At 65.1% G+C, this 26,198-nt stretch carries 31 protein-coding genes and 1 tRNA gene; 20 read left to right on the forward strand and 12 right to left on the reverse strand.

Going from position 1 to position 26,198, the window contains the following annotated elements; genetic code table 11:
* Positions 1–52: 52 nt before the first annotated feature.
* The 5 genes from rpoZ to A3Q7_RS0112435 all read right to left on the reverse strand — a co-directional run bounded on the left by rpoZ (position 53) and on the right by A3Q7_RS0112435 (position 2,975).
* A complete protein-coding gene (gene rpoZ, locus A3Q7_RS0112415) occupies positions 53–259 on the reverse strand; it encodes a DNA-directed RNA polymerase subunit omega (protein WP_018412215.1) in 207 nt (68 codons plus the stop codon).
* Position 260: 1 nt separating this feature from the next.
* Complete coding sequence (gene gmk / locus A3Q7_RS0112420) at positions 261–881, reverse strand: guanylate kinase (RefSeq protein ID WP_018412216.1); 621 nt, start codon at positions 879–881, stop codon at positions 261–263.
* Positions 882–1,159: 278 nt separating this feature from the next.
* Complete coding sequence (locus tag A3Q7_RS0112425; RefSeq protein WP_232418071.1) at positions 1,160–1,459, reverse strand: HigA family addiction module antitoxin; 300 nt, start codon at positions 1,457–1,459, stop codon at positions 1,160–1,162.
* An 18-nt stretch (positions 1,460–1,477) separates the two neighbouring features.
* On the reverse strand, positions 1,478–1,756 hold the full coding sequence (locus A3Q7_RS0112430; RefSeq protein ID WP_018412218.1) for a type II toxin-antitoxin system RelE/ParE family toxin: 279 nt from the start codon (positions 1,754–1,756) through the stop codon (positions 1,478–1,480).
* Between the two features lie 364 nt (positions 1,757–2,120).
* Positions 2,121–2,975, reverse strand: a complete 855-nt coding sequence (locus tag A3Q7_RS0112435; protein ID WP_026224774.1) for a YicC/YloC family endoribonuclease — start codon at positions 2,973–2,975, stop codon at positions 2,121–2,123.
* Positions 2,976–3,141: 166 nt separating this feature from the next.
* Between A3Q7_RS0112435 and A3Q7_RS0112440 the strand changes: the two genes are divergently transcribed.
* Genes A3Q7_RS0112440 through hemW form a run of 5 tightly spaced genes read left to right on the forward strand, consistent with a single transcriptional unit; the run spans position 3,142 to position 7,576 of the window.
* Complete coding sequence (locus A3Q7_RS0112440; protein WP_018412221.1) at positions 3,142–4,128, forward strand: serine/threonine protein kinase; 987 nt, start codon at positions 3,142–3,144, stop codon at positions 4,126–4,128.
* Positions 4,125–5,048: a PP2C family protein-serine/threonine phosphatase gene (locus tag A3Q7_RS0112445; protein WP_018412222.1), complete on the forward strand. Its 924-nt coding sequence runs from the start codon at positions 4,125–4,127 to the stop codon at positions 5,046–5,048. The genes A3Q7_RS0112440 and A3Q7_RS0112445 overlap by 4 nt, the downstream gene beginning before the upstream one ends.
* Position 5,049: 1 nt before the next feature.
* Entirely contained in the window at positions 5,050–5,772 is a 723-nt protein-coding gene (gene rph, locus A3Q7_RS0112450) for a ribonuclease PH (protein WP_018412223.1), read from the forward strand.
* Positions 5,769–6,371 carry an RdgB/HAM1 family non-canonical purine NTP pyrophosphatase gene (gene rdgB / locus A3Q7_RS0112455; RefSeq protein WP_018412224.1) on the forward strand — a complete coding sequence of 201 codons (603 nt, stop codon included), beginning with the start codon at positions 5,769–5,771 and terminating at the stop codon, positions 6,369–6,371. The genes rph and rdgB overlap by 4 nt, the downstream gene beginning before the upstream one ends.
* Positions 6,368–7,576: a radical SAM family heme chaperone HemW gene (gene hemW, locus A3Q7_RS0112460; protein ID WP_018412225.1), complete on the forward strand. Its 1,209-nt coding sequence runs from the start codon at positions 6,368–6,370 to the stop codon at positions 7,574–7,576. Before rdgB ends, hemW begins: the two co-directional genes overlap by 4 nt.
* A 104-nt stretch (positions 7,577–7,680) precedes the next feature.
* On the opposite strand, the gene trmB is transcribed toward hemW, so the two are convergent.
* From trmB to thiS, 3 genes are all read right to left on the reverse strand, one after another.
* Complete coding sequence (gene trmB, locus A3Q7_RS0112465) at positions 7,681–8,397, reverse strand: tRNA (guanosine(46)-N7)-methyltransferase TrmB (RefSeq protein WP_018412226.1); 717 nt, start codon at positions 8,395–8,397, stop codon at positions 7,681–7,683.
* 96 nt (positions 8,398–8,493) lie between these two features.
* A complete protein-coding gene (locus tag A3Q7_RS0112470; protein WP_018412227.1) occupies positions 8,494–9,282 on the reverse strand; it encodes a thiazole synthase in 789 nt (262 codons plus the stop codon).
* A 15-nt stretch (positions 9,283–9,297) separates the two neighbouring features.
* The gene (gene thiS, locus A3Q7_RS0112475) at positions 9,298–9,513 is read right to left on the reverse strand and encodes a sulfur carrier protein ThiS (RefSeq protein WP_018412228.1); all 216 of its coding nucleotides are present in this window, start codon (positions 9,511–9,513) and stop codon (positions 9,298–9,300) included.
* A gap of 99 nt (positions 9,514–9,612) precedes the next feature.
* On the opposite strand from thiS, the gene A3Q7_RS0112480 reads away from it, so the two are divergent.
* From A3Q7_RS0112480 to A3Q7_RS0112490, 3 genes are all read left to right on the forward strand, one after another.
* Positions 9,613–10,065: a cupredoxin domain-containing protein gene (locus tag A3Q7_RS0112480; RefSeq protein WP_018412229.1), complete on the forward strand. Its 453-nt coding sequence runs from the start codon at positions 9,613–9,615 to the stop codon at positions 10,063–10,065.
* 82 nt (positions 10,066–10,147) lie between these two features.
* Positions 10,148–10,221: transfer RNA gene (locus A3Q7_RS0112485), tRNA-Gly, on the forward strand.
* 189 nt (positions 10,222–10,410) lie between these two features.
* On the forward strand, positions 10,411–11,439 hold the full coding sequence (locus A3Q7_RS0112490) for a DUF481 domain-containing protein (protein ID WP_026224775.1): 1,029 nt from the start codon (positions 10,411–10,413) through the stop codon (positions 11,437–11,439).
* Between the two features lies 1 nt (position 11,440).
* On the opposite strand, the gene A3Q7_RS0112495 is transcribed toward A3Q7_RS0112490, so the two are convergent.
* Positions 11,441–11,929 carry a flavin reductase family protein gene (locus A3Q7_RS0112495; RefSeq protein WP_018412231.1) on the reverse strand — a complete coding sequence of 163 codons (489 nt, stop codon included), beginning with the start codon at positions 11,927–11,929 and terminating at the stop codon, positions 11,441–11,443.
* 150 nt (positions 11,930–12,079) lie between these two features.
* Here A3Q7_RS0112495 and mutY point away from each other — a divergent pair, with 150 nt between their 5' ends.
* From mutY to A3Q7_RS0112525, 6 genes are all read left to right on the forward strand, one after another.
* Positions 12,080–13,153 carry an A/G-specific adenine glycosylase gene (mutY, locus tag A3Q7_RS0112500; RefSeq protein ID WP_157278181.1) on the forward strand — a complete coding sequence of 358 codons (1,074 nt, stop codon included), beginning with the start codon at positions 12,080–12,082 and terminating at the stop codon, positions 13,151–13,153.
* On the forward strand, positions 13,146–13,424 hold the full coding sequence (locus tag A3Q7_RS0112505; protein WP_018412233.1) for a YkgJ family cysteine cluster protein: 279 nt from the start codon (positions 13,146–13,148) through the stop codon (positions 13,422–13,424). Before mutY ends, A3Q7_RS0112505 begins: the two co-directional genes overlap by 8 nt.
* A 114-nt stretch (positions 13,425–13,538) precedes the next feature.
* Positions 13,539–14,207: a lamin tail domain-containing protein gene (locus A3Q7_RS0112510; protein ID WP_018412234.1), complete on the forward strand. Its 669-nt coding sequence runs from the start codon at positions 13,539–13,541 to the stop codon at positions 14,205–14,207.
* 18 nt (positions 14,208–14,225) lie between these two features.
* Positions 14,226–15,173, forward strand: a complete 948-nt coding sequence (locus A3Q7_RS0112515; protein WP_018412235.1) for an SdiA-regulated domain-containing protein — start codon at positions 14,226–14,228, stop codon at positions 15,171–15,173.
* A 130-nt stretch (positions 15,174–15,303) separates the two neighbouring features.
* A complete protein-coding gene (locus A3Q7_RS0112520) occupies positions 15,304–16,140 on the forward strand; it encodes a class I SAM-dependent methyltransferase (protein WP_018412236.1) in 837 nt (278 codons plus the stop codon).
* Between the two features lie 36 nt (positions 16,141–16,176).
* A complete protein-coding gene (locus A3Q7_RS0112525) occupies positions 16,177–16,887 on the forward strand; it encodes a P-loop NTPase family protein (RefSeq protein WP_018412237.1) in 711 nt (236 codons plus the stop codon).
* A 48-nt stretch (positions 16,888–16,935) separates the two neighbouring features.
* Here A3Q7_RS0112525 and A3Q7_RS0112530 read toward each other — a convergent pair whose 3' ends face one another.
* Positions 16,936–17,580 carry a response regulator gene (locus A3Q7_RS0112530; RefSeq protein ID WP_018412238.1) on the reverse strand — a complete coding sequence of 215 codons (645 nt, stop codon included), beginning with the start codon at positions 17,578–17,580 and terminating at the stop codon, positions 16,936–16,938.
* Positions 17,581–17,771: 191 nt separating this feature from the next.
* On the opposite strand from A3Q7_RS0112530, the gene A3Q7_RS0112535 reads away from it, so the two are divergent.
* The 6 genes from A3Q7_RS0112535 (at position 17,772) to A3Q7_RS0112560 (ending at position 23,853) form a co-directional block, all read left to right on the forward strand.
* On the forward strand, positions 17,772–18,446 hold the full coding sequence (locus A3Q7_RS0112535) for a response regulator (protein WP_018412239.1): 675 nt from the start codon (positions 17,772–17,774) through the stop codon (positions 18,444–18,446).
* A complete protein-coding gene (locus tag A3Q7_RS0112540; protein ID WP_018412240.1) occupies positions 18,443–20,305 on the forward strand; it encodes an ATP-binding response regulator in 1,863 nt (620 codons plus the stop codon). The genes A3Q7_RS0112535 and A3Q7_RS0112540 overlap by 4 nt, the downstream gene beginning before the upstream one ends.
* Before the next feature lie 215 nt (positions 20,306–20,520).
* A complete protein-coding gene (locus tag A3Q7_RS0112545) occupies positions 20,521–20,916 on the forward strand; it encodes a PhaM family polyhydroxyalkanoate granule multifunctional regulatory protein (RefSeq protein WP_018412241.1) in 396 nt (131 codons plus the stop codon).
* A 9-nt stretch (positions 20,917–20,925) separates the two neighbouring features.
* Positions 20,926–22,029, forward strand: a complete 1,104-nt coding sequence (locus A3Q7_RS0112550) for an FIST signal transduction protein (protein WP_018412242.1) — start codon at positions 20,926–20,928, stop codon at positions 22,027–22,029.
* 62 nt (positions 22,030–22,091) lie between these two features.
* Positions 22,092–23,330, forward strand: a complete 1,239-nt coding sequence (soxC, locus tag A3Q7_RS0112555) for a sulfite dehydrogenase (protein WP_040570959.1) — start codon at positions 22,092–22,094, stop codon at positions 23,328–23,330.
* A complete protein-coding gene (locus A3Q7_RS0112560; RefSeq protein WP_232417970.1) occupies positions 23,314–23,853 on the forward strand; it encodes a c-type cytochrome in 540 nt (179 codons plus the stop codon). Before soxC ends, A3Q7_RS0112560 begins: the two co-directional genes overlap by 17 nt.
* 82 nt (positions 23,854–23,935) lie before the next feature.
* Here A3Q7_RS0112560 and A3Q7_RS0112565 read toward each other — a convergent pair whose 3' ends face one another.
* Both A3Q7_RS0112565 and recQ read right to left on the reverse strand, forming a co-directional pair.
* Complete coding sequence (locus tag A3Q7_RS0112565; RefSeq protein WP_018412245.1) at positions 23,936–24,193, reverse strand: hypothetical protein; 258 nt, start codon at positions 24,191–24,193, stop codon at positions 23,936–23,938.
* A 169-nt stretch (positions 24,194–24,362) separates the two neighbouring features.
* The gene (gene recQ / locus A3Q7_RS0112570) at positions 24,363–26,195 is read right to left on the reverse strand and encodes a DNA helicase RecQ (protein ID WP_018412246.1); all 1,833 of its coding nucleotides are present in this window, start codon (positions 26,193–26,195) and stop codon (positions 24,363–24,365) included.
* Positions 26,196–26,198 lie beyond the last annotated feature (3 nt).

The following is a 26,198-nucleotide window of genomic DNA, read 5'->3' on the forward strand; positions in this document are numbered from 1 at the left end:
TCAGTTTGTCCACCGGTCGCGTATTCAGTTCAGCGCTTGCAGTCCGGCCTCATCAGGCCTGACCTCGATTGAGCACTTCAAGGCCTACCTTGCCGACCGCGATTTCGCGCAGTGCGATCACGGTCGGCTTGTCCTTCTCCGCGTCGACCTGCGGCGTGCTGCCGGCGGAAAGCTGGCGCGCGCGGTAGGTAGCGGCCAGCGTGAGCTGGAAGCGGTTCGGGATTCTTTTCAGGCAATCTTCGACGGTAATGCGTGCCATGTCAGTTCACACCCAGGGAATTGAAGAAGTCGGGATGACGAGCCAGCTGGCTGGAGGTCAACAGACGCGCGGCGCGCGCCACCGTGACCATTTCATCCAGCGCCTGCTCGAGAATATTGTTAATTATAACGAAATCAAATTCGTGCACGTGGCCGATCTCTTCACGCGCCGCCGCAAGCCGTCTTTCGATCACTTCCTGCGCGTCCGATGCGCGCCCGGTGAGCCGCTGCGCCAGCGCATCGAGCGAAGGCGGCAGGATGAAGATGCCGACCGCCTCTGGAAACTTCACCCGCACCTGCCGGGCACCCTGCCAGTCTATCTCGAGCAGCACATCGTGCCCTGCCGCGAGCCGATCTTCCAGCCAGCGCCGCGACGTGCCGTAGCAGTTGCCGTGCACCTGAGCCCATTCGATGAAATCGCCGGCGTCGCGCATGGCCTCGAAGGTGTCCATGCCGACAAAGTGGTAGGCGACCCCGTCCAGTTCGCCCGGGCGCGGTGCCCGGGTCGTATGGGAAATCGACAGACCGATCTTCGGATCGCGTTCGAGCAGCCCGCGCACGAGGGTGGTCTTGCCGGCACCGGACGGTGCGCTGACGATGAAAAGTACGCCGCGTTGTGCCATGTGTGTCCTGGAAATCGGCCGCGCGCGAAGAGCACCGGCCGGGCAGCCAAAAAATGGATGGTGCCGCAGTTCATCCGTACATGTCACGTCCGCGGCGACCGACCCTCCAGCACAGATGCGCATTGCCGTCCGGCGCCCGCCTCACTCGATGTTCTGCGCCTGCGCAGTTTGACGGGCAAGAAGTGATCGACAGGCTCCTTGCCCGGTCGTTACGTCGGGCGGAACAGAACACCCTGTTCCGCCGCATTGCCGGCTACCGGCCGGCGCGGTTCTACTTCTCAGGCGGGCGTCGCCAACGGTGCGCGCTGCACCTTCGGCGTACCGGCACAGCGGGCCTTCCACAGGTCGTAGGCCGCTTGCTGGGCAATCCAGGCATCGGCCCGGCCTCCGTTCTCGACGCCGAGCCAGCCTTCGATCCGCAGCGCCATTTCCGGCGAGATGCCCGCCCGTCCATTCAGCACCCGCGAGAACGCAGCACGAGTAACGCCAAGTTGTGCTGCGGCCTCGGTAACGGTCAGCCCCAAGGCGGGAAGGATGTCATCCCTGATAGTCTCTCCAGGGTGCGGCGGGTTGTGCATTCGGGTCACGGCAGTCTTTCAGTGATAGTCCTGATAGTCGACCAATACGGCATCCTCGCCGTCGAAGCGGAAGGTGAGGCGCCAATTTCCATTCACGGTCACCGCAAAGTGCCCGCGAAGCCCTCCTTCCAGGGCATGACAGCGCCAACCCGGCAAGTTCATGTCCTCTGGCCCCTTCGCCAGATCCAGACGCGCCAACTGCCTCGCCAGTCTGCTGGCGTGGTGCGGCTGGATGCCTGCCTTGCTGCCCTTCTCGAAGAAGGCCTGCAGCCCCTTGTGCTCGAAGCTCTTGATCATTTCAGAGTGTATAGCGTATAGGCACAGGCTTCAATCGGCAGACGCATCGGCCCGCATCGCCACAACATTCGCTCTCGTCGCTCGTCGAGCAGGTCTGCCCATCTGCAGAGCGCTTCCCGACGTTCCTCGAGATAGTCATGCCGGTTGTAGACGCCTTCGACACCCTTGATCTTGTGGTTCAGGCACCGCTCGGCGACGTGTGGCGGCGCCCCCAGGGCTTCGGGGTAGGTACGCGCAGTCCGTCGAAACCCGTGGACGAAACTCTGCACTTGCGTGACACGACGTGGAACGGGATGAAATGAAAAAAGCCCGCGTGCACGGGCTTTTCACAAGGTACTGACACGGAAAGAAACGACCTGATTCACTACTCGATGTTCTGCACCTGCTCGCGCATCTGCTCGATCAGTATCTTGAGCTCCATCGCAACGGCGCCCACGTCCTGCGCAACCGATTTGGATGCCAGCGTGTTGGCTTCGCGGTTCAGTTCCTGCATCAGGAAATCCAGCCGCTTGCCGGCGGTGCCGCCCTTGCCCAGGATGCGCTCGACCTCGTCCAGGTGGGCGGACAGCCGGTTCAGTTCCTCGGCTACATCGATACGCACCGCAAACAGGCCGACTTCGGTGCGGATGCGTTCGTCGTCCGCGCTGCCGATCGCTTCCTGCAGCTTCTGCACCAGCCTGGCCTGATAGTCGCGCACCACTTCCGGCACGCGCGGCGTGACCTGGGCCACCAGTTCGCGCATGCGCACGACGCGCTCCATCAGCATGGCGGCCAGCCGCCCGCCCTCGCGCGCCCGGCTGGCGGTCAGTTCGGCCAGAACCTGACGGACCAGGCGACCCGCTGCTTCGACCAAGGCCTCACTCGCGATGGCATCGTCGCCCAGCATTCCGGGCCAGCGCAGCACCTCGGCCACCGACAGTGGCGCGGCCTGCGGCAGGGCGGCACGCACGCCGGCATCGAGCGCCGCAAGCCGTGCCAGCAATCCCGCATTGATCGCCAGTTCGCGGCCGGCATCGCCGCTCGCCTGCAGGCTGGCACGGCAATCGACCTTGCCGCGACCGAGCGCAGCGGTGATCTGCTCGCGCAGCACCGGCTCGATGGCGCGCAATTCGTCCGGCAGGCGGAAATGAAGGTCAAGGAATCGGGAATTGACGGTGCGCAGCTCAAGATTCAGCGTTGCCCCGCCGATGCCTGTTGCAGCCGTCGCGAATCCGGTCATGCTGTGTATGCCACTCACGCAGTGTTCCCCCGTCGCGTCGAAAGTTTTTGAAGTGGTCGTCGATGACAGGCCGGCTTGCCGCACCTGGGCGGCCGGCATCCAGCTTTACAGCCTCCGGGCAAACGCCCAGAATCGCGCCGAAACAAGGATCATAGCGGCCCGCAGAATGCCCCCACAAGTCAATTGCGCCCTGCCGCCGGGCTTCGAACTCGATCAGTACCGCATCCACAGCCAATTGAGCCTGGGCGGGTTCTCCATCGTCTATCTGGCATACGACCGCGACAATTCGCCGGTGGCGATCAAGGAATATCTGCCGAATGCGCTGGCCTTGCGCGAAGAGGGGCAGATCAAGCCCAACATTCCCGAGGAATTCCTGCCTGCCTTCCGCTACGGCATGAAGTGCTTCTTCGAGGAAGGGCGCACGCTGGCCGGCCTGAACCATCCCAATGTGGTGCGCGTGCTGAACTTCTTCCGGGCCAATGACACGGTGTACATGGTCATGCGCTACGAGCGGGGACGCACGCTGCAGGACTACATCACGCGCCGGCGCGGCGAGATTCGCGAAAGCTTCATCCGCTACGTGTTCACGCGCCTGCTCAATGGCCTGCGCGAAGTGCACGCGCACAAGCTGCTGCATCTGGACATCAAGCCTTCGAACATCTATCTGCGCAACAACGGCTCGCCGGTACTGATCGATTTCGGTGCGGCGCGCAACACACTCATGGTCGACACGCCCATGCTCAAGCCGATGTACACGCCGGGTTTCGCGGCGCCCGAGCATTATCGCAACCGCGATCTGCTCGGCCCGTGGAGCGACATCTACAGCGTGGGCGCCAGCATGTATGCCTGCCTCGCCGGCGGTCCGCCGCAGGCGGCGGACCAGCGTCTGGAGAACGATTCGGTCATTCTGGCGGCCGAACGCTGGATAGGCCAGTACTCGAAACACCTGCTCGAAACGATAGACCTGTGCATGCAGCTCAACCACCTCAAGCGCCCGCAGAGCGTGTTCGCACTGCAGAAATCGCTCGCCAACTGGGACCGCGCGGGTGAGGACGGCGAAGCGGTCGGCGGCGTACCGCGGCCGTCGAGCGATCGCTGGCTCGATCGTGTGCGCGCCCAGTTCAGCCGCTTCAGCACCTGGATGAACCGATGAGATTCACCATCTACCAGGAAAGCCGGCTTGGCAAGCGCAAGGCGAACCAGGACCGCATGGCCTACTCCTATTCGCGCGATGCACTGCTCATGGTGGTGGCGGACGGCATGGGCGGACACTTCCAGGGCGAGGTCGCCGCGCAGATCGCCGTGCAGTACCTGATCGAATCGTTCCAGCGCGAAGCCAAGCCCAAGCTGAACGACCCCTTCCTGTTCCTGTCGCGCGGCATGACCAACGCACACTGCGCCATCCTGGATTACGCCGACGAGCGCGATCTGGAGGACGGCCCGCGCACCACCTGCGTCGCCTGCGTCATCCAGGACTCGGTGGCCTACTGGGCGCATGCCGGGGATTCGCGGCTCTACATCCTGCGCGCCGGCCATGTGATGACACAGACGCGTGACCACTCCCGCGTGCAACGCATGATTGATCGCGGCCTGCTGGACGAGGACGGCGCCGCCACACACCCGCACCGCAACCGCATCTACAGTTGCCTGGGCGGACCGATCGCGCCGCAGATCGACTATTCGCGCAAGACGCCACTGCTGGCGGGCGATACCATCGTGCTCTGCAGCGACGGTGTCTGGGGGCCGCTGGGCAACGACAGCCTGCTCAAGCTGTTCGAAAACACCGACGTCATGACGGCGGTACCGCGCGTGATGGATCAGGCCGAAATCGCGGGTGCGGAAACCTGCGACAACCTCACCATGATTGCGATCAACTGGCACGACAACTATGCCGACGCGGATGCGCCGCATGGCGCGGTCACGACGCGCACCTTGCCGCTCGACCGCCACACCACGGTGATCGAAAGCTTCGGCGACCGTGCCTCCATGCGTGAGGAATGGGACGATTCGGCGATCGAATCGGCCATCGCGGAAATCAATTCCGCCATCAACAAGTATTCGAAAGGATCATGACGTGACCCGACCCAGCGGCCGCCGGCCGGACCAGGCGCGAGAGCTGCGCATCACCCGCCATTTCACCTGCCACGCCGAAGGATCGGTGCTGATCGAAGTCGGGCGGACGCGCGTGCTGTGCACCGCCAGCGTGGAAGAGAGCGTGCCGCCCTTCCTGCGCGGCAAGGGCCAGGGCTGGGTGACCGCCGAATACGGCATGCTGCCGCGTTCCACGCACACGCGCAGCGCGCGCGAAGCGGCCAAGGGCAAGCAGAGCGGCCGCACGCAGGAAATCCAGCGCCTGATCGGTCGCAGCCTGCGTTCGGTCACCGATCTCGCGGCGTTGGGCGAACGCCAGATCACGCTGGATTGCGACGTGCTGCAGGCCGATGGCGGCACGCGCTGCGCCGCCATCACCGGGGCCTGCGTCGCGCTGCACGATGCCTTGAACGGCCTGGTCACGAAGGGACTGCTTGCAGCCAACCCGCTGCGCGAACTCGTGGCCGCGGTATCGGTGGGCATCTTCGAGGGCACGCCTGTGCTCGATCTGGACTACGACGAGGACTCGGCCTGCGACACCGACATGAATGTGGTGATGACCGCCTCCGGCGGACTGTGCGAAGTGCAGGGCACGGCCGAGGGCACACCGTTCACGCGCAGCGAACTGAATGCGCTGATGGACCTCGCGGAAAACGGCATTGCAGCGCTGATCGCGGCGCAGCGCAGCGCGCTGGAGATCCGATGAAACTCGAGAAACTGGTGCTCGCCAGCAACAATCCCGGCAAGCTGCGGGAACTGGATGCCATGCTGGCACCGCTCGGCATCGAGGTGGTAAACCAGGGCGCACTGGGTGTCGGCGAGGCGGAAGAACCCTGGCCCACCTTCGTCGAGAACGCGCTGGCCAAGGCACGCCATGCCTCGCGCGAAACCGGGTTGCCGGCGCTGGCCGACGATTCCGGACTGTGCGTCGATGCGCTGGGCGGACGCCCCGGCGTGCTGTCCGCGCGCTACGCCGGCGAACCCCGATCCGATCTCGCCAATAACGCCCGCCTCATTGCGGACCTGCACGGCGTCGCGGATCGCCGCGCTCACTTCTATTCGGTCATCGTGCTGGTGCGTTCGGCCGACGATCCACAGCCGCTGATCGCCGACGGCGAATGGCATGGCGAAATCGTCGCCGATGCGCGTGGCGACGGTGGCTTCGGCTACGATCCGCACTTCTGGGTGCCGTCGCTTGACCAGACGGCAGCCGAGTTGCCGGCGGAACTCAAGAACACGCTGTCGCATCGCGCTGCGGCCATGCGACACCTGCTCGACCGGCTGCGCCTGCTCGCCACACCATGACCCGCATCATCCCGCTGCATCCGGCACGGGCCGCGCGCGCGCCTGCCGATGAAGCGGCGCTCTCCTTCACCACGCCGCCACCGCTGTCGCTGTACATCCATTTTCCTTGGTGCGTGCGCAAGTGCCCGTATTGCGATTTCAATTCGCACACCGTGCGCGACAGCATTCCGGAGGCCGTCTATATCGAGGCGCTGATCGCCGACCTGGAAAGCGCGCTGCCGGACATCTGGGGCCGGCGCATCCAGACCGTGTTCATCGGCGGCGGCACGCCCAGCCTCATGTCGGCCGAAGGGCTGGACCGGCTGCTCACCGCGGTACGCATGCGCACGCATCTTTCGCCGGACGCGGAAATCACGCTCGAGGCGAATCCGGGCACGGTCGAGGCGGCGCGCTTCGCCGGCTTCCGCGACGCCGGGGTGAACCGGCTGTCGATCGGCGTACAGAGCTTCAACGATGCTCACCTGGCCGCACTCGGCCGCATCCATGACCATGCCGAGGCACGGCGCGCGATCGATCTGGCGCTGCACACCTTCGAACGGGTGAACGTCGATCTGATGTACGCCTTGCCGCAGCAGACTCTGGATCAGGCACTGCTCGACCTGCGTACCGCCGAGGCCAGCGGTGTGACCCATCTGTCCTGCTATCACCTGACGCTGGAGCCGAACACGCCCTTCGCCGCAGCGCCGCCGGCACTGCCGGATGACGATGTGTCGGCCGACATGCAGGAAGCGATCGAGGCAGCGCTGGCAGATGCCGGCTTCCAGCACTACGAAACATCGGCCTTCGCGAAACCGGGACAGCGTTGCCAGCACAACCTGAACTACTGGCAGTTCGGCGACTATCTCGGCATTGGCGCGGGTGCCCATGGCAAGCTGAGCTTCCACGACCGCATCCGGCGCGACATGCGGCAACGCCATCCCAACGCCTATCTCGAAGCGGCCGCCTCGAGGCACTTCATCCAGGAATCGCGCGAGGTGGGCGCGGCCGAACTGCCGTTCGAATTCATGATGAATGCGGCGCGCCTGAACGACGGCTTCCATATCGATCTGTTCGGTCGCCACACCAGCCTGCCGCCGGACCGCCTGCTGCCGGATCTGCTCGCCGCACGCGAAGACGGACTGCTCACGCTGGATGCGGGGCTGGTCAAGCCGACGCTGCGCGGCCGGCGCTTCCTGAACGAACTGCTGCAGCGCTTCCTGGACTGACGTGGCCGGGCTGCGTCAAGCATCGATGGACGCTCCCTGCACCGCTTGAACGGCGCATTCACCGGGCCTGCTTTCCGTTGCGCCCATGAAAAAGGCCCGGCGCTTCAGCCCCTGCGCCGGAAGATGACGTCCCACACGCCGTGACCCAGCTTGATGCCGCGCACCTCGAACTTGGTGAGCGGGCGATAGTCGGGGCGCGGTGCGAAACCCGGCGCGGTGTTCTCGAGCAGCGGTTCGGCGGCCAGTACGTCCAGCATCTGTTGCGCATAGTCCTCGATGTCGGTGGCGCAGTGCAGATAGCCGCCCGGCGCCAACCGCGAGGCAAGTTGGGCCACCAGCGGCGCCTGGATGAGTCGCCGTTTCAGATGGCGCTTCTTCGGCCAGGGGTCAGGAAAATAGACATGGATGCCGGCAAGCGAGTCGCGCGGAATCATGTCGCGCAGCACCTCCACCGCGTCGTGCTGGATCACCCGGATATTGTTCAGCCCCTGTTCCGCGATCAACTTGAGCAGATTGCCGACGCCAGGCCCGTGCACCTCGATGCCGATGAAATCGGTATCGGTACGCGCGGCGGCGATTTCGGCGGTGGAGAAGCCCATGCCGAAGCCGATTTCCAGCACCACCGGCGCGACGCGGCCGAACAGGGCCGCGTAATCGAGCGGCGCCTCCGCATGCGCGATGCCCCAGCGCGGCATGCCTTGTTCGATATTGCGGATCTGCGCGGGCGACATGCGCCCCTGGCGCAGCACATAGCTGCGGATGTGGCGCTGCAATGACGGGTCGCCCGCATCACCGGCGGAATCTGTATGTTCTTCGTTCATGAAAGCAGTCCTGCCGCATGGTCCGGCCCATGCGGTTCGACGCGTCCGGCAGACGCCGGACACAAAGTGATGGAAGAGCGCGCCGCGGTGCGGACGTCAGCCGTTAATCAGACCGCCGGTCGGCGAACTGGGGGCAGCGCTGTACAGCTTGCGCGGCATGCGTCCGGCGAGGAAGGCTTCGCGACCGGCCTCGACGCCCTTCTTCATTGCGCTGGCCATCAGCACCGGGTTCTGCGCCTTGGCGATGGCGGTGTTCATCAGCACGCCGTCGCAGCCCAGCTCCATCGCGATGGCTGCGTCCGACGCGGTGCCGACGCCGGCATCGACGATGACCGGCACGCGCGCGTTGTCGATGATGAGGCGCAGGTTCCACGGGTTCAGGATGCCCATGCCGGAGCCGATCAGGCTGGCCAGCGGCATCACCGCAACGCAGCCGACCTCTTCCAGCCGTTTGGCCATTATGGGGTCGTCCGAGCAGTAGACCATCACGTCGAAGCCGTCGCGCACCAGTGTTTCGGCGGCGGCCAGCGTCTGCACCATGTCCGGGAACAGCGTATCCGCATCGCCCAGCACCTCCAGCTTGACCAGGTTGTGGCCATCGAGCAGTTCGCGCGCCAGCCGCAGCGTGCGCACTGCGTCGTCCGCGGTATAGCAGCCGGCGGTATTCGGCAGCAGCGTGTAGCGATCCGGCGGCAGCACGTCGAGCAGGCTGGGCTGACCCGGTTCCTGACCGATATTCGTGCGGCGTATCGCCACCGTGATGATTTCCGAGCCGGACGCCTCGACCGCGTCGCGCGTCTGGTCGAAATCGCGATACTTGCCGGTGCCGACCAGCAGGCGCGACGAGAACTCGCGCTTACCGATGTTCAGGGTGTCCTTTTTCATGGGATGTTCCAGGTTTCAGCCGCCACCGACGGCGATGACGATTTCGATGCGGTCGCCCGCCGTCAGCACGGTGGCGGCATGATGTGCCCGCGGCACGATTTCGCCATTGCGCTCGACCGCGATGCGCTTGCCGGTCAGCGCCAGGGCCGCGATCAGGTCTGTCAAGGTCTGGCCCGGCTGTATCGGATGCAGCCGGCCATTCAGTTGTATCGAAGTAAGAAGTTCGCTCACGCCGCAAGTTTACCGGGTTATGCATGGAGGCGGTCGAGAACCCGGATGCCGTTGCGCCGTCCAATGACCGGCCTGTCGCCTGTCACCGGAGGATGATCAATGAACGCGCGTCGCCCTGTTGTTGCCATCGCCCTCACCGCCCTGCTCGCCGCAGCGCCCGCTCTGGCGGCCGGCGACCTCGGCAAGCAGGATCCGCTCAATGTCGCCTTGCGCATGGCGGTCGAGGACGGCAAGCCACGCTTCCTGCCCGAGCAGCTCACGCTGGAAACCGGGCGGCTGTATGCGCTCAAGGTGAGCAATGCCACCGACCGGCCGATGTACTTCGGCTCGCAGGGGCTGGCCGACGCGGTCTATACGCGCAAGGTGGTGGCCCTCGATGCCGCCGGCAAGGTGGTGGCCGAGATCTATGGCCCGACACGCCGCATGGAAATCGCCGCCGGCCACACCGTCGAGTGGTGGTTCCTGCCGGTGCGCACCGGTCGCTTCGAGGACGTCATGTCCACGCGCAGCCTGTTCGACGCCGGCATGCGGGCGACCATAGAAGTCCAGTAGGCCGCGGGCACCGCCGCCGAACTGCGTCCCCACTGGAGGCGGCGCCCGGGCCAGCGTACAATCCGCCCGCTGCCCCATCGGCGCGGGTGTAGTTCAATGGCAGAACGGCAGCTTCCCAAGCTGCATACGAGGGTTCGATTCCCTTCACCCGCTCCAGCCTGCAAGCCTTGTCCGGTCCGTTCGGCTTCGCCCAGTCCTACAGCCCGCTGCGGCTCCGGTCGCTAGACTTGCTGACGATGTGCCGAAGCCTTTTTCACTTCATCCCCGCACCACCGCTTTTTTCCCTGACCGCGCCTGTCCGACGGCCCTGCCGTCACGCACGCCACACAATCCAGGAGATTGCCCATGCGATTGCGCCGCCTGCCGCTCTGCCTCGCCCTTTCACTGCCCGCGTTGTCTCTGCCGATGACCGCCACGGCCGACGAGATCCGCATGATCAACGGCGACCGCATCACCGGCCGCATCGTGAGCAAGGCTGACAATGAGCTGGTGGTCGATACCGACTATGCAGGTCAGATCAAGCTGCGCTGGGATCAGGTGTCTAGCCTGTTCACGGAGGACACCATGGCGGTCCAGACCCGCGATGGCTCGTTCATGCCGGATGCCAGACTCGGCAGCACCGGCGGCGACCGGATCGAGTTGAGCAGCGAAGACGGCCGCACCGTCGTGCAAAGACAGGACATCGTCTTCATCAACCCCACGCCGGAGCAGTCCGGCCGCGGCGTAAGTTATTCCGGGCGTGCCAATGTGTCCGCGGCCATCGTCAACGGCAATTCGGACAATGAGCGGCTCTATGGCGACGCTTCGCTTCTCGCGCGCGCCAAGACCTATGGCTGGGGACTGGGCATGAAGGTGGACAAGCGCGAGGATCGCGGCGTGTCGACCGCGCGGCAATGGCTTTTCGACGGCAACTACGACCATTTCCTCGATGATCGTCACTTCATCTATGGTCGCGCATCGCTGCAGCAGGACAAGTTCAAGGACATACGCCTGCGGACCACGACCGGTGCCGGTTACGGCTGGCAGCTCTACGACGACGAAACCACGAAACTGTCGCTGCGTTCCGGTCTGGACTATGTCCGGCTGGACCGCGAGGCCGGCATGGACGAGGACTACCCCGCACTCGGCTGGGGCGTGCGCGCCTCGCGCTGGATAATGAATCGCAGCGCGGAGCTGTTCCACGACCAGGACGGCTTCCTGAGTCTTTCCGATCCGGATTTCCTGACGCTGCGGACAAAGAGCGGCGTGCGCCTGCCCATCGCCGGCGGCATCACCGCATCGGCCCAGCTCAACGCCGACTGGGAAAGGACGCCCGCTCCGGGCCGCAAGGCGACTGACACCACGCTTCTGCTGGGTCTGGGCTACCTGTGGTGAGTCAGGGCGCGCCTATGGCGCGATAGGCGCCGCCGAAATACAGCAGCGGCTCGCCGGCGCCACGCTCGAAACGCTCAACCCGTCCGACGAAAATGAGGTGGTCGCCACCGGCGTACTGCAGATCGTTGCGACACTCGAAGCGGGCGAGGCAACCTTCCAGCAGTGGCACGCCGCCCAGTCCCTCCACCGTCTGCAAGCCCTTGAAGCGCTGTTCGCGGCTGCCCGAGAACTGCTTCGAAAGCCCGACCTGCGCCGCCGACAAGACATGGATGGCGTAATGCGAGGCGGTGCGAAAGGGCGGCGCGCTGGACGATCCGAGTGACAGGCTCCACAGCACCAGGGGCGGTTCGAGCGACACCGAATTGAACGAGTTCACGGTCAGGCCGACCGGCTCACCGTCGGCGCCTCGCGTGGTAACGACGGTGATGCCGGTGGCGAAAAGGCCGAGCGCATCACGAAAGGCGCGGCTGTCATGGACGGGATTGCTCATCGACGGCCACCTGAGGACACAGCTTGATGGCGTGGGCGATGCTCGGCCGGCCACAGGCCGGCCGCGTGTATTGGGCGCGTCATGGAAAAAGCGGCTGAAATCATCGACCGGATTATCGCCGCTTTTGCCTCCGCCCCTACAATTCCACCGATGAAGCAGAAAACCCCTGGAACCGATATGGATTTCGCTGCCGTGCTGATCGACTGGCAGCGCAGGCACGGCCGTCACGATCTGCCGTGGCAGGGCGCGGATGCCTATGGTGTGTGGGTGTCGGAAATCATGCTGCAGCAGACCCAGGTGCAGACGGTGATCGCCTACTATCAACGCTTCATGCAACGCTTTCCGACCCTCCGGCGGCTGGCCGAGGCCGACGAGACGAGCGTGCTCGAGCACTGGTCGGGCCTCGGCTACTATGCGCGGGCACGCAACCTGCACCGCGCGGCGCGCGAAATCATGACCCGCTTCGACGGGCGTTTCCCGCACGCTGTGGAGGACATCGAAAGCCTGCCGGGCATCGGGCGGTCTACCGCGGCGGCCATCGCCACCTTCTGCTTCGGCGCGCGAGCACCGATACTGGATGGCAATGTGAAGCGCGTGTTCGCGCGCGTGTTCGGCATCGAGGGCTTTCCGGGACTGCGTGCTGTCGAGCAGCGCATGTGGGCGCTGGCACAGGAACGGATGCCGCAGCAGGATGCGGCGATCTACACGCAGGCACTGATGGACCTGGGCGCCACGGTCTGTACCCGCAACCGCCCGCGCTGCGCAGCCTGTCCGGTCGCCGCGGACTGCGTGGCGCATGTGCAGGGACGCGAGCGCGAACTGCCTGCCCCGCGCCCCGCGCGCGCGCGTCCGCTGCGGGAACGCCACGCTCTGCTGGTGCTGCGGCCGGATGCCGTGCTGCTGGAACGACGCCCCGGCCACGGCATCTGGGGCGGACTGCTCAGCCTGCCCGAACTGGCCGCAGACACACCGGCCGCTGCGCACGACGAAGCACTGCGATGGCTTCAGGCACACGGGCTGCAAAGCGAATCGCTGCGGCCGCTGCCGGCGGTACAGCACGGTTTTACCCATTTCCAACTGCATCTGTATCCGATCCGCGCCGATGTACGCGCGGCGACGCCGTTCGCCGCGGACACCGCGCTGGACTGGCAGGACCGCTCCACACTCGCAGGAGCCGCGCTGCCAGCGCCGGTGCGCCGCCTGCTGGAATCGCTCGATGGCTGATGGCATTGCCTGTCGCGCGGACTGTGGCGCCTGCTGCATCGCGCCGTCGATATCGAGTCCGATTCCCGGCATGCCCGAAGGCAAGCCGGCGGGCGTGCCTTGCGTACAGCTCGACGAGCGGCTGCGCTGCCGTATCTTCGGGCATCCGGAGCGACCGCCCGTGTGTGCCTCGCTGCAACCGGGCGAGGCCATGTGTGGCGGCAGCCGCGAGCACGCCCTGCACCATCTCACCTGGCTGGAAAGGCAGACCGCGCCGGACGGCGCGTCCTGACACACGCCGTCGCGGGACTGTCATATTTCGGTAGCCTGCGCTGAATATAAGGAAGCTTCGTCGCACCGGGCGAAGCGCCAAGCCGCCCGGGTTGTTCCTACCCCGGAGACTTCCATGAAAACCAGAACACTGAGCGGTCTGATCGCGGCCATCGCCACCTCATCGGCCTTCGCTGCCGGCCCGGACATCCAGATCACCGAATGGATGTACAACGGCGCCGATGAAACCGGCGAGTACATCGAATTCACGAACATGGGCAGCAGCGCGGTCGATTTCGCCGGCTGGTCCTTCGACGACAGCTCGCGCGCCGCCGGCTCGGTCGACCTGTCGGCCTTCGGCATCGTGCTGCCGGGACAGTCGGTCATCCTGACCGAAGCGGCCGCCAGCGCCTTTCGCGCGGCCTGGTCGCTCGACACCTCGGTCAAGGTGATCGGTGGCAACACGAACAATCTGGGCCGCGGCGACGAAATCAATCTGTACGACGCGTCCGGCTCGCTGGTCGATCGCCTGACCTATGGCGACAACGCCATCGCCGGCACCGTGCGTGCCCAGAACGCCAGCGGCAATCCGTCGGTGGTCGCCGACCTCGTGCCCAGCACCGTAACCACCGGCTGGGTACTGGCCAGCGCGGGCGACAGCTTCGGCTCCTACGCCTCGTCCAATGGCGACATCGGCAACCCGGGCAGCTTCATCTACGCACCGGTGCCGGAACCGACCACGCACGCACTGATGCTGGCCGGCCTGGCCATCGTGGCCGCGGTCGCGCGCCGCCGCTTCAACTGATCTGGGAAACACACCATCATGACTCTGATTCGCAAACTGCTGTCCGTTGCCGTCTTGTCTGCACTGTCTGCCGGCGCAGGCGCGGCGAGCTCGCTCAACCTCGCCAACTACTCGGTCACCGGCAACTACACGATAGACAGCCTCGGCGAACTGGGCCTCGAGGCCTCCGCCGTCACCTATGCGCGCGACCGCGGCAGCCTGTTCGTCGTCGGTGACGAAGGGCTGGGCGTGATCGAACTGAGCCTGACCGGCCAGGTCCTGTCGTCCATGGAGTTCTCCGGCTGGCCGGCAACCAGCACCAACAACGATGCCGAGGGCCTGACCTATCTCGGTAACGGTGTGCTGGTGGTCGCCGAGGAACGCCTGCAGGACGCCTACCGCTTCACCTATGTCGCGGGCGGCAGCGTCGATCTGGCGAAGGCAGACTCGGTCTCCATCGGCGCCACCGTCGGCAACGTCGGCACCGAGGGGATCAGCTACGACCCGCGCGACGGCAGCTTCGTGAGCGTCAAGCAGGACAATCCGCAGGCCCTGCTGGCCGGCGGCCTCACCTTCGCCCAGGGTGGTGGCGTATCGACGATGCAGACGCTGTTCAGCGGGACGTCCCTGTTCGGGCTGGCCAGCCTGTCGGACGTGCAGACGCTGTCGCCGGTCGACGCGCTGGCCGGCACCTCGGCCGCCGACAACCTGCTCATCCTGAGCCTGGACTCGCGTCTGCTGGTCGAGATCGACCGCAGCGGCCAGGTGCTGAGCAGCTTCGATCTGAGCGGCATCACCAACCAGGCGATCGAAGGAGTGACCATAGACGAGAAGGGCATCATCTATCTCGTCGCGGAAGATTCCGGCACGCCGAACTCCCGTCTGTTCGTACTGACGCCGGTGCCCGAACCTGCCGGCTGGGCGATGTCCCTGGCCGGTCTGGCACTGATCGCGCCGCTGGCCCGCCGTACCCGCCGCACAGCCTGATCGGGGTCGGGCGGAAGGCACGCACCTCCGCCCGCCTCCCGGGATTGCCGTCGTTTGCGCCCGCTTATCCACGGGTATTCGGGCGCCAAATGATCTACTGTTCGAAGGTGACCTTCCGACGGGGCATCCCATGCACCTGCTGCGCGCGCTCGGCATACAGCTCGTTTCCTGGATCGTCGCGCTGTTCGCGCTGCGCTACACCATCACGCCTCCGGCCGGACTGGGTTCGGTCGTCATCATGCAGGCGGGCATCGCGGGCGCATTCGCGCTGGCAATGCGCGCCCCGCGCTGGTGGGTGATGATCCACCTGCTGTTCTCGCCGCTGATCGTCATCACCCGCACGCTGGCTATCGCCCCCGCCTGGTATCTCGCCGCCTTCGTGGCGCTGGCCGCGGTATTCTGGTCAACCTTCCGCAGCCGCGTGCCACTGTTCCTGACCAACCAGGCCACTGCGCGCAGCCTGCTGCAGGCGCTGCCTCAGGATCGCGCCATCCATCTGGTCGATCTGGGTTGCGGCACCGGCGGCCTGCTGCGCAGGCTTGCGCTGTCCCGCCCGGACTGCACCTTCACCGGCGTGGAAAACGCGCCACTTCCCTGGCTCGTCGCCCGCTGGACCAATCGCGGCCTGCCCAATGTGACCATACGGCGGCAGGATCTGTGGGCGGTCGACCTTGGCGACTTCGACGTCATATACGCTTTTCTGTCGCCGGTGCCCATGCCGCGTCTTGGCCGCAAGGCGGCCATCGAAATGCGCCCGCAGGCGCTGTTCATTTCCAACAGTTTCACCATTCCCGGCATGCGTGCGGACCGTGTGATCGATAACGACCCTGCTGCCCGCCCGCTGCACGTCTACGGATTTGCCGCCCGGCGCGGCAAGAATGGCCGCACCGTGGTCGAACCCGAGGCGGAATTGCGGGCGGATTCCACTGCACTTTCCGGCGATGGACACGGACTGATCGCTGAATAATGGACGTTCACACCCGCACAGGCTGGAGATCAGGACATGGCTGAAATCATCTGCGTCATCGGAAACAAGGGCGGCACTGGCAAGACCACCCTGTCGCATATGCTCTGTCAGGGCCTCGGATTGCTGGACCAGCGTTCGGTGTGCGTGCTCACCGACATCGGTCGCGAGCCGCTGGATCCGGAGGGGCGCCGCTACCTCACGGCCGACGCGCGCTCGCGCGATGCGCTGGCCAAGGTCGTGGACAAGATACGGGCGCTTAACAAGTGGATGGGGGTGATCGATGGCGGCGCGAATCGCGGTGAAATGGATCGTCACCTCTATGGTCTCGCCCACCTCGTGTTGCTGCCCTTCCGCGACTCGCACGAGGATATCCGCACCGTGATGCAGGACCTGGAAACCTTCCCGCGTGCGCTGGCCGTCCCGATGCAGTGGCCGACCAATCCGTGGGCACGGGAGGCCGCCGACAAGCTGGTCGAAAGCCAGCTGGGCAAGTACCACCATCGCATACTCGAGCCGGTGTTCGCGATTTCGTCATCCAAGCTGCTGCTGCAGAAGCGCATTCCCGATTCGCTGCCGTCGCCACTGGCAAATGCCTGCCGGCGCGTCGCGGCACCGGTGCTGGACATCTTGCGCATCGATCACGAAGAAGTGGATATCGACGCCGAGGATGCGATGGAAGGCGCCGACATGGCGGCCACCGCGCGCGCCACTCTGGAACCCGAAGCGGTCCTCGGCGCCACCCACTGATTGTCCGGACACGCCATCAGCGGGCCGCGTTTCGCGGCCCTTTTCTTTTCATTTGCGCGCGCGACGTTGCGACAGCAGGATGAGCGCCTGCGCTCGCGAACCCACCTTCATCGCCTTGAAGATGCGCGACAGATGGACCTTGACCGTGCCTTCGGCGAGGCCCAGCGACTCGGCAATCTCGCGGTTGGAACGCCCCTGTCCCAAAAGATCGAGCACACGCTGCTGGGCCTGGGTCAGACCGAAGTCATCCGGCAAGGAGTGGAGCGACGCAGCGGCGCCGTGATTGCCCGCCGCCTGCGGCCGTTTGTCGGACGGCATGTAGATGTCGCCGTCGAGTACGGCACGCAGGGCGCGCACAAGCTGCTCGCCGGAATCCGACTTCGACACGAAACCCGACGCCCCCTGGCGCAGCGCCCGGGCAACCGTGGCGCGATCGCCCAGCGCGGACACGACGATGACCGGCAACGACGGATCACGCTCCCGCAAGGTGGCAAGCAGTGAAAAACCGTTCATCCCGGGGAGCATCAGATCGGTCATCACCAGGTCGATATCCGCGCCTGCATCCAGGATGGAAAGCGCCTGGGCCGCATCCGAGGCCTCGATGAGCGTCCAGTCGGGACATGCGCGAGCGATGGTCTGCGCCAGACCCTCGCGCACCAGTACGTGATCGTCAACGAGCAGAAGACTGGCCAAAATGCCTCCAGGAGCATGCGGGAGCAAGGCACGGGCTCCCGCGCCGGGATGCGCAGTTTAAGCGTACGCGTTATCACATCAAGTTCGTCCAAGCGGACTACGACTAAAGTTATACATCCATCCTCCCAGAAAGCGCGCTTTGCGCCATCATTCATCTTTTGCGCGCGCGTCAGTCGCCCCCGCCCCTGCAGATGAAAATCCTGATCGTCGATGACCACCCGTTGATCCGCGAGGCGCTGCGTCACGTGCTGCCCGGACTGGCTGCGGATATCCGGCTGCTGGACGCACCCGACTGCGAATCCGGGCTCAAGCTGGCCGACCAGCACCCCGATCTCGATCTCGCACTGCTTGACCTGACCTTGCCTGGCAGCAGCGGCATGAGCGCCCTGCAGACCTTCCGCGGTGCCCATCCGGCCCTGCCCATCGTCGTACTGTCCGGTTTCGACGATGCGAGCACCGTGCTGGCGGCCCTCGACGAGGGGGCCATGGGCTTCATTCCGAAATCGAGTTCCAATGAGGTGCTGCTGGGGGCCTTGCGCCTGGTGCTGTCGGGCGGCATCTACGTGCCCCGTCAGGCCATCGTGGGTGAGCTGGGAATGGGCTCGCCGCGGGTCGAAGACAGTTCCCGCAAGTCACAGACCGCTTCCGACATCGGTCTGACCGAACGCCAGGCCGAAGTGCTGACGCTGATGGTGCAGGGCAAGCCGAACAAGGAAATCTGTCGCGAGCTCAATCTGGCCGAAGGCACGGTGAAGGTGCACATCACCGCCATCCTGAAGGCGCTCGGCGCCAGCAACCGCACGCAGGCAGTGCTGGCGGTAAGCCGTATCGGCCTCAAGCTCGGCACCACGGGTGGCTCTCGGTGAGCACGCCCGCGCCGGAACTGCTCGCGCCCTCCGGCACGACGATAGAGTCGCTGACGCGCGACCGGGGGGACGCGGCGGCGCGACTGAGTCCGGAGGAGCAGTCGGCTCTGGATCGCGAGGTACTCGCGACCCAGATCCAGATGCTGTATGCGAATCTGGGTACTGCCTTCGGCGGTCAGGTGCTCGGTACTTTGCTGGTGGCGTGGGCGGTCATGGACACCAGCCCGCCATGGACGGTGATCACGTGGTTCGTGCTGTCCATGGCAAACCAGATTTCGCGACTGCTGCTTCTGCGCAGCTATCGCCGTACCAATCCCGACCCCGATGCCGCGCCACGCTGGGGGCGTTACTGGCTGGTGGGCGCAGCGGTTTCAGGCGTGCTGTGGAGCTCCACGCTCTGGCTGTTCTTCAGTCCGGCGGCCGCACAGCAGCAGATCGTGCTCATGTCCCTGCTGGTGTCCATCTGCGGCGTCGCCGCAGCGCTGACGTCCATGCACCTGGCCAGCTACTACACCTTCCTTGCGGCCACCCTGCTTCCGGTGATCGCGCGCTATGTGTGGGAAGGCAGCCGGGACGACCTGCTGATCGCCTTCATCATCAGCGTGCTGATGATTGCGCTATGGCGAGTGGGGAAGAATTTCAATGCGTTGATCGAGCGGGCGCTGCGCAGCCGCTATGCGAACGAGGTACTGAGCCGACGGCTTGAATCGCAGAACGTGGAACTGGCCCAGGCGCGTGACCGTGCTGATCAGGCCAGCCGCGCAAAGAGTCAGTTCTTCGCGGCCGCCAGCCACGATCTGCGCCAGCCTCTGCACGCCATGGGCCTGTTCGCGGCCGCCCTGTCGGCCAAGGCGCACGAGCCGGAGGTCGCCAATCTGGTGACCAGTATCAGCAGTTCGGTCGAGGCGCTGGAAGGGCTTTTCAACGAACTGCTCGACATTTCGAAGATCGATTCGGGCAAGGTGAAGCCGGAGGTGACCGACGTGTCGGTGAGCGCACTGTTCGATCGTCTGCGCATGGACTTCGAGCCTGAAGCCTTCGAACGAGGTCTGGTCTTCCGTATCCGCTCCCGTGCCGCGTGGGTGCGCAGCGATCCGGTGCTGCTGGAGCGCATCCTGCGCAACCTCATTTCGAATGCGATGCGCTACACGCCGCAGGGCGGTGTGCTGGTGAGCACGCGCATTCGGGGTGGCAAGCTGCGCTTCGAGGTGTGGGATACCGGCCTGGGCATCGCGGCGGAAGACCAGCAACGCATCTTCGAGGAATTCGTCCAGCTCGCCAATGCCGAACGTGACCGCCGCAAGGGCCTTGGCCTGGGGCTGTCCATCGTGCAGCGACTGGCGTCGCTGCTGGGCCATCCCGTGCAACTCGCGTCGCGCTCCGGGCGCGGCACCGTGTTCCGGGTGGATGTCCCGATGGGCCGGGCACCGGTGGTGCGGGCGACCGCGGTTCGCAGCGAACGCAGCCAGGCTGACCTCGGCGGACGCTGCATCCTGGTGATCGACGATGAAGCAAGCATCGTCGACGGCATGGGCGCACTGCTCGGCAGTTGGGGCGCACTCACGGTGCTCGCCAGCCGCGGGGAAGAAGCCCTCCGAAAGGTGAGCGATCGCGACGCACCACCAGACCTCATCATCGCCGATTACCAGTTGCGCGACGGCGAGGTCGGTCCGGATGTGGTCGCGGCAGTGCGTCGACACTTCGGCCGTGAGATTCCGGCCATCCTGGTCACCGGCAGCGCAACGCCGGAACGCCTGGAACAGGCCAAGGACCTGGGACACCATCTGCTGCTCAAGCCGGTCATGCCCGCCAAGCTGCGCACGCTCATCCAGTTCAAGCTGAAGGAACAGCCGGCCTGAGGTCCCGCTCGGCCCCTTGTCGCGTCGCTACATCCGTCTTAGTACCAAAGGACGATTGTCGTCGCCCGTCAGCGGGCAGACAATGAAGGCGTTGTGCACGTTGTGTCTCCCTTGACGCGGTCCGCCGGGCCGCGTTTTCTTTTTGGGCGCGGGAGTGCGCGACCGCCTCTGGTGCGCGCTATGCTTGTCGCACACGGACCTCGAGGGGCGAAGACATGGCGAACGATTCGTCGCATTACGACCCGATGGAATTCCTGCGATCGGTATGGGGGCAGATGCCCTTTCCGGTGCCGGGTTTCGTCACACCCACGCTGGATGTCGGCGAACTCGACAAACGCATCGCCGATCTCAAGGCTGTGGAAGGCTGGCTGCGCATGAATCTCGGCATGCTTCACACCAGTATCCAGGCACTGGAAGTCCAGCGCGCCACGCTGGCGACCATGCAGTCCATGGCGGCCAGTGCTGCCGGAGCCGCCGCCGGCAGCGAATCTTCCGCAAATCCGATGCAGGCCTTCGGCAACCCGGCCCTGTGGCCCTGGTCCATGATGCAGAGCCCTGCCTCGCCGGCAGATGCGTCCGATCCCGTACCGCCGGGAAAAGAAAGCGGCTGAGGAGATTCGATGATCCGTTTTTCCGCCAGTTCGGCATTTCACGAAGACTGGCCGGTCGCCATGGATCTGGCCGTGTCCGGACTGGACATTCCACGGCGCGCCAGCCTCGGATTCGCCTACTTCTCGGATCAGTACGGTGGCAATGTCCAGGACATGTTCGACCGCCTGGTCAAGCTGACGGGCATTCCGAACTGGGTCGGCACCAGCTCTGTCGGCATCATCGGTCAGGGCATGGGCGCTCAGGATCAGACCGGCATGTCCCTGCTGGTGGGCAACCTGCCCGAGGGCAGCTTCCGTGTGTTTTCCGGTCGCGAGCGCCTGCCCAACCCGCAGGGCACGGACACTGATGCCGAGCAGCCCTATTTCGCCATCGTTCACGCAGACCCTTCGACCCCCGACATGGCCGATCTGGTCGCCGACATGGCGAGCAAGGTATCGAGCGGCTTCGTGACCGGCGGGCTTGCGCTCGCTCGCGGACAAGCCCCCATGCTCGCGAATGGCGCCTTGCACGGAGGCATCAGCGGCGTGGCTTTCTCCGAACAGATCATGGTCACGACGCGCTTGACGCAGGGCTGCTGCCCGGTCGGCGACGTTCATACGGTGACTGCCAGCGAACGCAACGTGATCAGCGAAATAGATGGCCGTCCGGCGATGGATGCGTTCCTGTCGGCCGCCGGTACCTCGCTGGGACAGGACCTCAGACGCGCCGCGCGCTACATTCTGCCCGGTCTGGGAGTGACCGGTCGCGACGATGCAAGCTTCCGGGTGCGCAATGTGATCGGACTGGATCCGGACAACGGACTGATCGCCATCAATGACAGCGTGGAAGCCGGTCAGAAGCTGCGTTTCTTCAGACGGGACGCGGATTGTGCTCGCGCGGACATGAGGCGCATGCTCGCCGACCTGCGCGATTCGCTTGAGCATCCTCCGCTTGCCGGGCTTTACGTGTCCTGCGCGGCACGCGGCATGCAGATGTTCGGCGATGACAATGCCGAAGCGCAGATGCTGGATGAAGTGTTTCCCGGTCTGCCGGTCGCGGGCTTCTTCGCGGGCGGGGAAATCTCCCATGACCAGTTGTATGGCTACACTGGCGTACTCACGCTCTTTCTCTGATCCATTGCCGAGGCGGACTTCCGATCGCCCCTATGAAATCGCGCCCCGCAGCACCGGCCGACATGCCTGAAGGAGCTGGCGGCGGATTGCTTGATCGAAGACTTTTCCTGCGTCGCGGCATGGTGTTCGCGACGGCCGTCGGTGCGGGCACAACGCAGCCGGCGCAGGGCGAAGACCCGGCCTGGCTGCACGAGCCGGGAGCACCGTTTTCCGCTTATGGCCAGCCAGCCCAGACGGAAAGGGGAACCACGCGCCGGATAGGCGCCAATCGGGCCGTAGCGGGCAATGGCGTGTCGTTCACGCCACTCGACGAGCTCGAAGGCGTGATCACGCCGAACGGCCTGCATTTCGAGCGTCATCACAATGGCGTACCCCGCATCGACCCGGCGCGACACAGCCTGACCCTGCACGGACAGGTCGAGCAGCCGCTGTCCTTCACGGTGAAGTCACTGTTGCGCTATCCGATGCATTCGCAGATGCTGTTCATCGAGTGTGGCGGCAACAGCAATGCGGGCTGGCATACGGAACCCATGCAGCGTCCCGCAGGGTCCATGCACGGACTGGTGTCCTGTGCAGAATGGACTGGCGTACCGGTCTCGCTGTTGCTGGACGAAGCCGGTGTTCAGCCGACAGCCAAATGGATCATCGCCGAGGGCGCCGATGCCGGGGCGATGAATGTGAGCATTCCGCTGGCCAAGATGCGGGACGACTGTCTGGTCGCGCTTTACCAGAACGGTGAGCGCCTGCGCCCGGAGAACGGCTATCCGATGCGGCTCATCGTTCCCGGCTGGGAGGGCGTACTGCACGTGAAATGGCTGCAGAGACTGGAACTGGCTGACCAGCCGGTCATGGCACGCAACGAAACATCGAAGTACACCGAACTGATGCCGTCGGGAAAGGCCCGGCAGTTCACCTTCACGATGGAGTGCAAGTCGCTCATCACCTCTCCATCCCACGGCCACACGCTGCCGCGGCCGGACATCTACCAGGTGAGCGGCCTCGCATGGAGCGGCCACGGGCGCATACGCAAAGTCGAGGTATCGGCGGATGGAGGCAGGAGCTGGGCGGTCGCCGCTCTGCAGACGCCGGTACTGGCGCGCTGTTTTACCCGCTTCCGCATCCCGTGGCGATGGGACGGGCGCCCTGCGGTACTGATGAGTCGTGCAAGCGACGAGCACGGCCATGTGCAACCGACACGCGCCGCACTGATCGCCGAACGCGGTCGCTCCGGATACTTCCACTACAACGGCATCGTGAGCTGGGCAGTTGACGAAGATGGCAGTGTTGCGCACACCTATTGAGCGATTCGGTATCGCCTGCGCCGTGGCGCTGACGGCGAGCTGTGCCCAGCCTGTGCCCGTTGCGCAGGCGCCCCGCCTCGGCATCCCGGTCGCGGACCACGACATCGCCGCACTGCGATGGAATGTGTTTCCGGACGGGCGAGGCCTTCCGGACGGAAGCGGCGACGTCGCCAGCGGAGAAAGGCTGTTCGCGCAGCATTGCGCTGCCTGCCACGGTCGCGATGGCCGAGGCGGAAGTGCGGAAGAGCTGGCCGGCGCGCAGCGCCCGCTCACCGTGCCCCATCCCGACAAGACCATAGGCAGCTACTGGCCCCATGCCACGACACTGTTCGACTACATCCGTCGTGCCAAGCCGATGACCGCGCCAGCCACCCTGAACGCGGACGAAGTCTATGCGCTGTGTGCGTGGTTGCTGTATCTCAATGGCGTCCTGGAACGCGACGCGACACTGGATGCTCATTCCCTGCCCGCGGTGCGCATGCCCAACCGGGACGGCTTCATCTGGATCGAGGCCGTTCCCTGACGAGGGGTCGCAATCGATTCGACTTGCTGCCGCCATCCCGTAAGTGCATGACGCAACGCAGCGCGGCCATGGCCGCCCCGACTCAGCGCGCGCGGGCGCGGGCAGCGAACAGCAAGAGCAGGGAGGATGCGACCGTCAGCGACGTACCGGAGCCCACGTCGCCGAACAGTTCTGGATAGGGATAGGACCACTTGCGTTCCCGCGCTTCAGCGCCGCCCGGATTGAGTGCGCACTCGTCCAGTGCCGGATCGACGCCGGGTTCGCACGACGGTGCCGCGTGGGCCAAGGACATGCAACCGGCTGCAAGAATGAAGAACAGGGTTTGTTTGATGCACCGCATGACTGCCTCCTGCTCGGATTACCTGGTCACTGATGCACTATGCAATATATGGACCCGGTTTCGAGCGGAGAACAAGCTGTTGATTATGAAAAGCAACCCTGCGAGGACTGGCTGAAATCCTGCACCGAGTATGCGCATTCGCACTCACCTGCACTTTTGCAGTGCAGCATCAACCCGTCACGTGACGCCTGATCAAGGCCATCAGTGCGTCGCCATAGCGTTCTATCTTGCGGGTACCCATGCCGGAAATCCCGGCCAACTGCTCCAGGTCATGCGGCATTTCGCGTGCAAGTTCGGCGAGCGTACTGTCGTGCAGGATGACGTATGCAGGCAGTGACTGGGCACGAGCCTCGTTCAGTCGCCATGCCTTGAGTTCGCTCATCAGACCGCCGTTCACGCCCGCCATGGACAGCGGCGCGGCCGGCCGTGTTCTGCGGGTGGAGGCATCGCGCTGCCGTGCGCTCAACCGGCGCATCATGACAAGCTGCTCGCCGCGCAGTACCGGCCGCGCGGCTTCCGTGAGCCGCAGCGCTCCCCAGGCCTCGTGGTCCACGCGGACGATGCCCAGCGCCACCAGTTGGCGGAACACGCCGCGCCAGTGGTGATCGTCCTCCGCCTTGCCGATGCCGAACACGCTCAGGGCATCATGCCCGAACTGACGGATGCGCTCGCTGTCCTTGCCGCGCAGCACATCGATCAGATGGCCGGCACCGAAGCGCTGTCCGGTGCGGTATATGGCTGACAGCGCCTTCTGGCTGGCAATCGTGGCATCCCATGTTTCCGGTGGGTTGAGACAGTTGTCGCAATTGCCGCACGGTTCGCCCTGTTCGCCGAAGTAGGCGAGCAGATGCACGCGACGGCACTGCGCGGTTTCACACAGGCCGAGCAGCGCATCAAGCTTGGCGCCTGACAGTCTGCGGAAAGCCTCACTCCCCTCCGACTGTTCGATGAAGCGTCTCTGCTGCACCACATCGGCCAGCCCGTATGCCATCCAGGCGTCCGCCGGCGCGCCGTCACGTCCGGCGCGACCGGTCTCCTGGTAGTAGCCCTCGACCGATCGCGGCAGATCGAGGTGTGCGACGAAGCGCACGTCCGGTTTGTCTATGCCCATGCCGAAGGCGATCGTCGCCACGACGATCAGCCCCTCCTCGCGCTGGAAGCGCGCCTGATGTGCCGCCCGCGTCGCGGCGTCCATACCGGCGTGGTAAGGCAGCGCCTTAAGCCCCTGTGCCGACAGCCATTCGGCTGTCTCGTCCACCTTCTTGCGCGACAGGCAGTACACGATGCCCGCCTCATCCGGATGCTCGTTGCGGATGAAGCGAAGCAACTGCTTGCGCGCATCGTCCTTGTCGACAATGGTGTAGCGGATGTTCGGCCGGTCGAAACTGGATACGAACACCCGTGCGTCATGCAAGGACAGCCGATCGATGATTTCCGCACGGGTGGCCGGATCGGCGGTGGCGGTGAGCGCGATCCGCGGCACCTGCGGGAAGCGCTCATGCAGCACCGAAAGCTGCAGGTATTCCGGACGGAAGTCATGCCCCCACTGCGCGACGCAATGGGCTTCATCGATCGCGAACAGCGCCGGTCGCACATGATCGAGCATGTCGAGCAGCCGCGGCGTGTTGAGTCGCTCCGGCGCGACATAGAGCAGATCGAGCGAACCATCGAGCAGACCGCGCTCGACCTGCCTGACCTGCTCGAGATCCTGTGTCGAATTCAGGAATGCGGCACGCACGCCGAGCTGCGTGAGCGCCGCTACCTGGTCCTGCATGAGCGCGATCAGCGGCGACACGACGACCGCGGTACCCTGCCTGAGCAGCGCGGGCACCTGATAACACAGCGATTTGCCACCGCCTGTCGGCATGAGGACCAGCGCGTCGCCGCCTCCGGCAAGGTGCGTAACGATCTCGCCCTGGGCACCACGGAAGGCCGCGTGACCGAACACTTCCTTGAGCACATGCAGCGCGGCATCGTGCGATGAAGTGTCCGGCGCGCGCATCAC

The sequence above is a fragment of the Methyloversatilis thermotolerans genome (assembly GCF_000372885.1).
GTDB lineage: Bacteria > Pseudomonadota > Gammaproteobacteria > Burkholderiales > Rhodocyclaceae > Methyloversatilis > Methyloversatilis thermotolerans.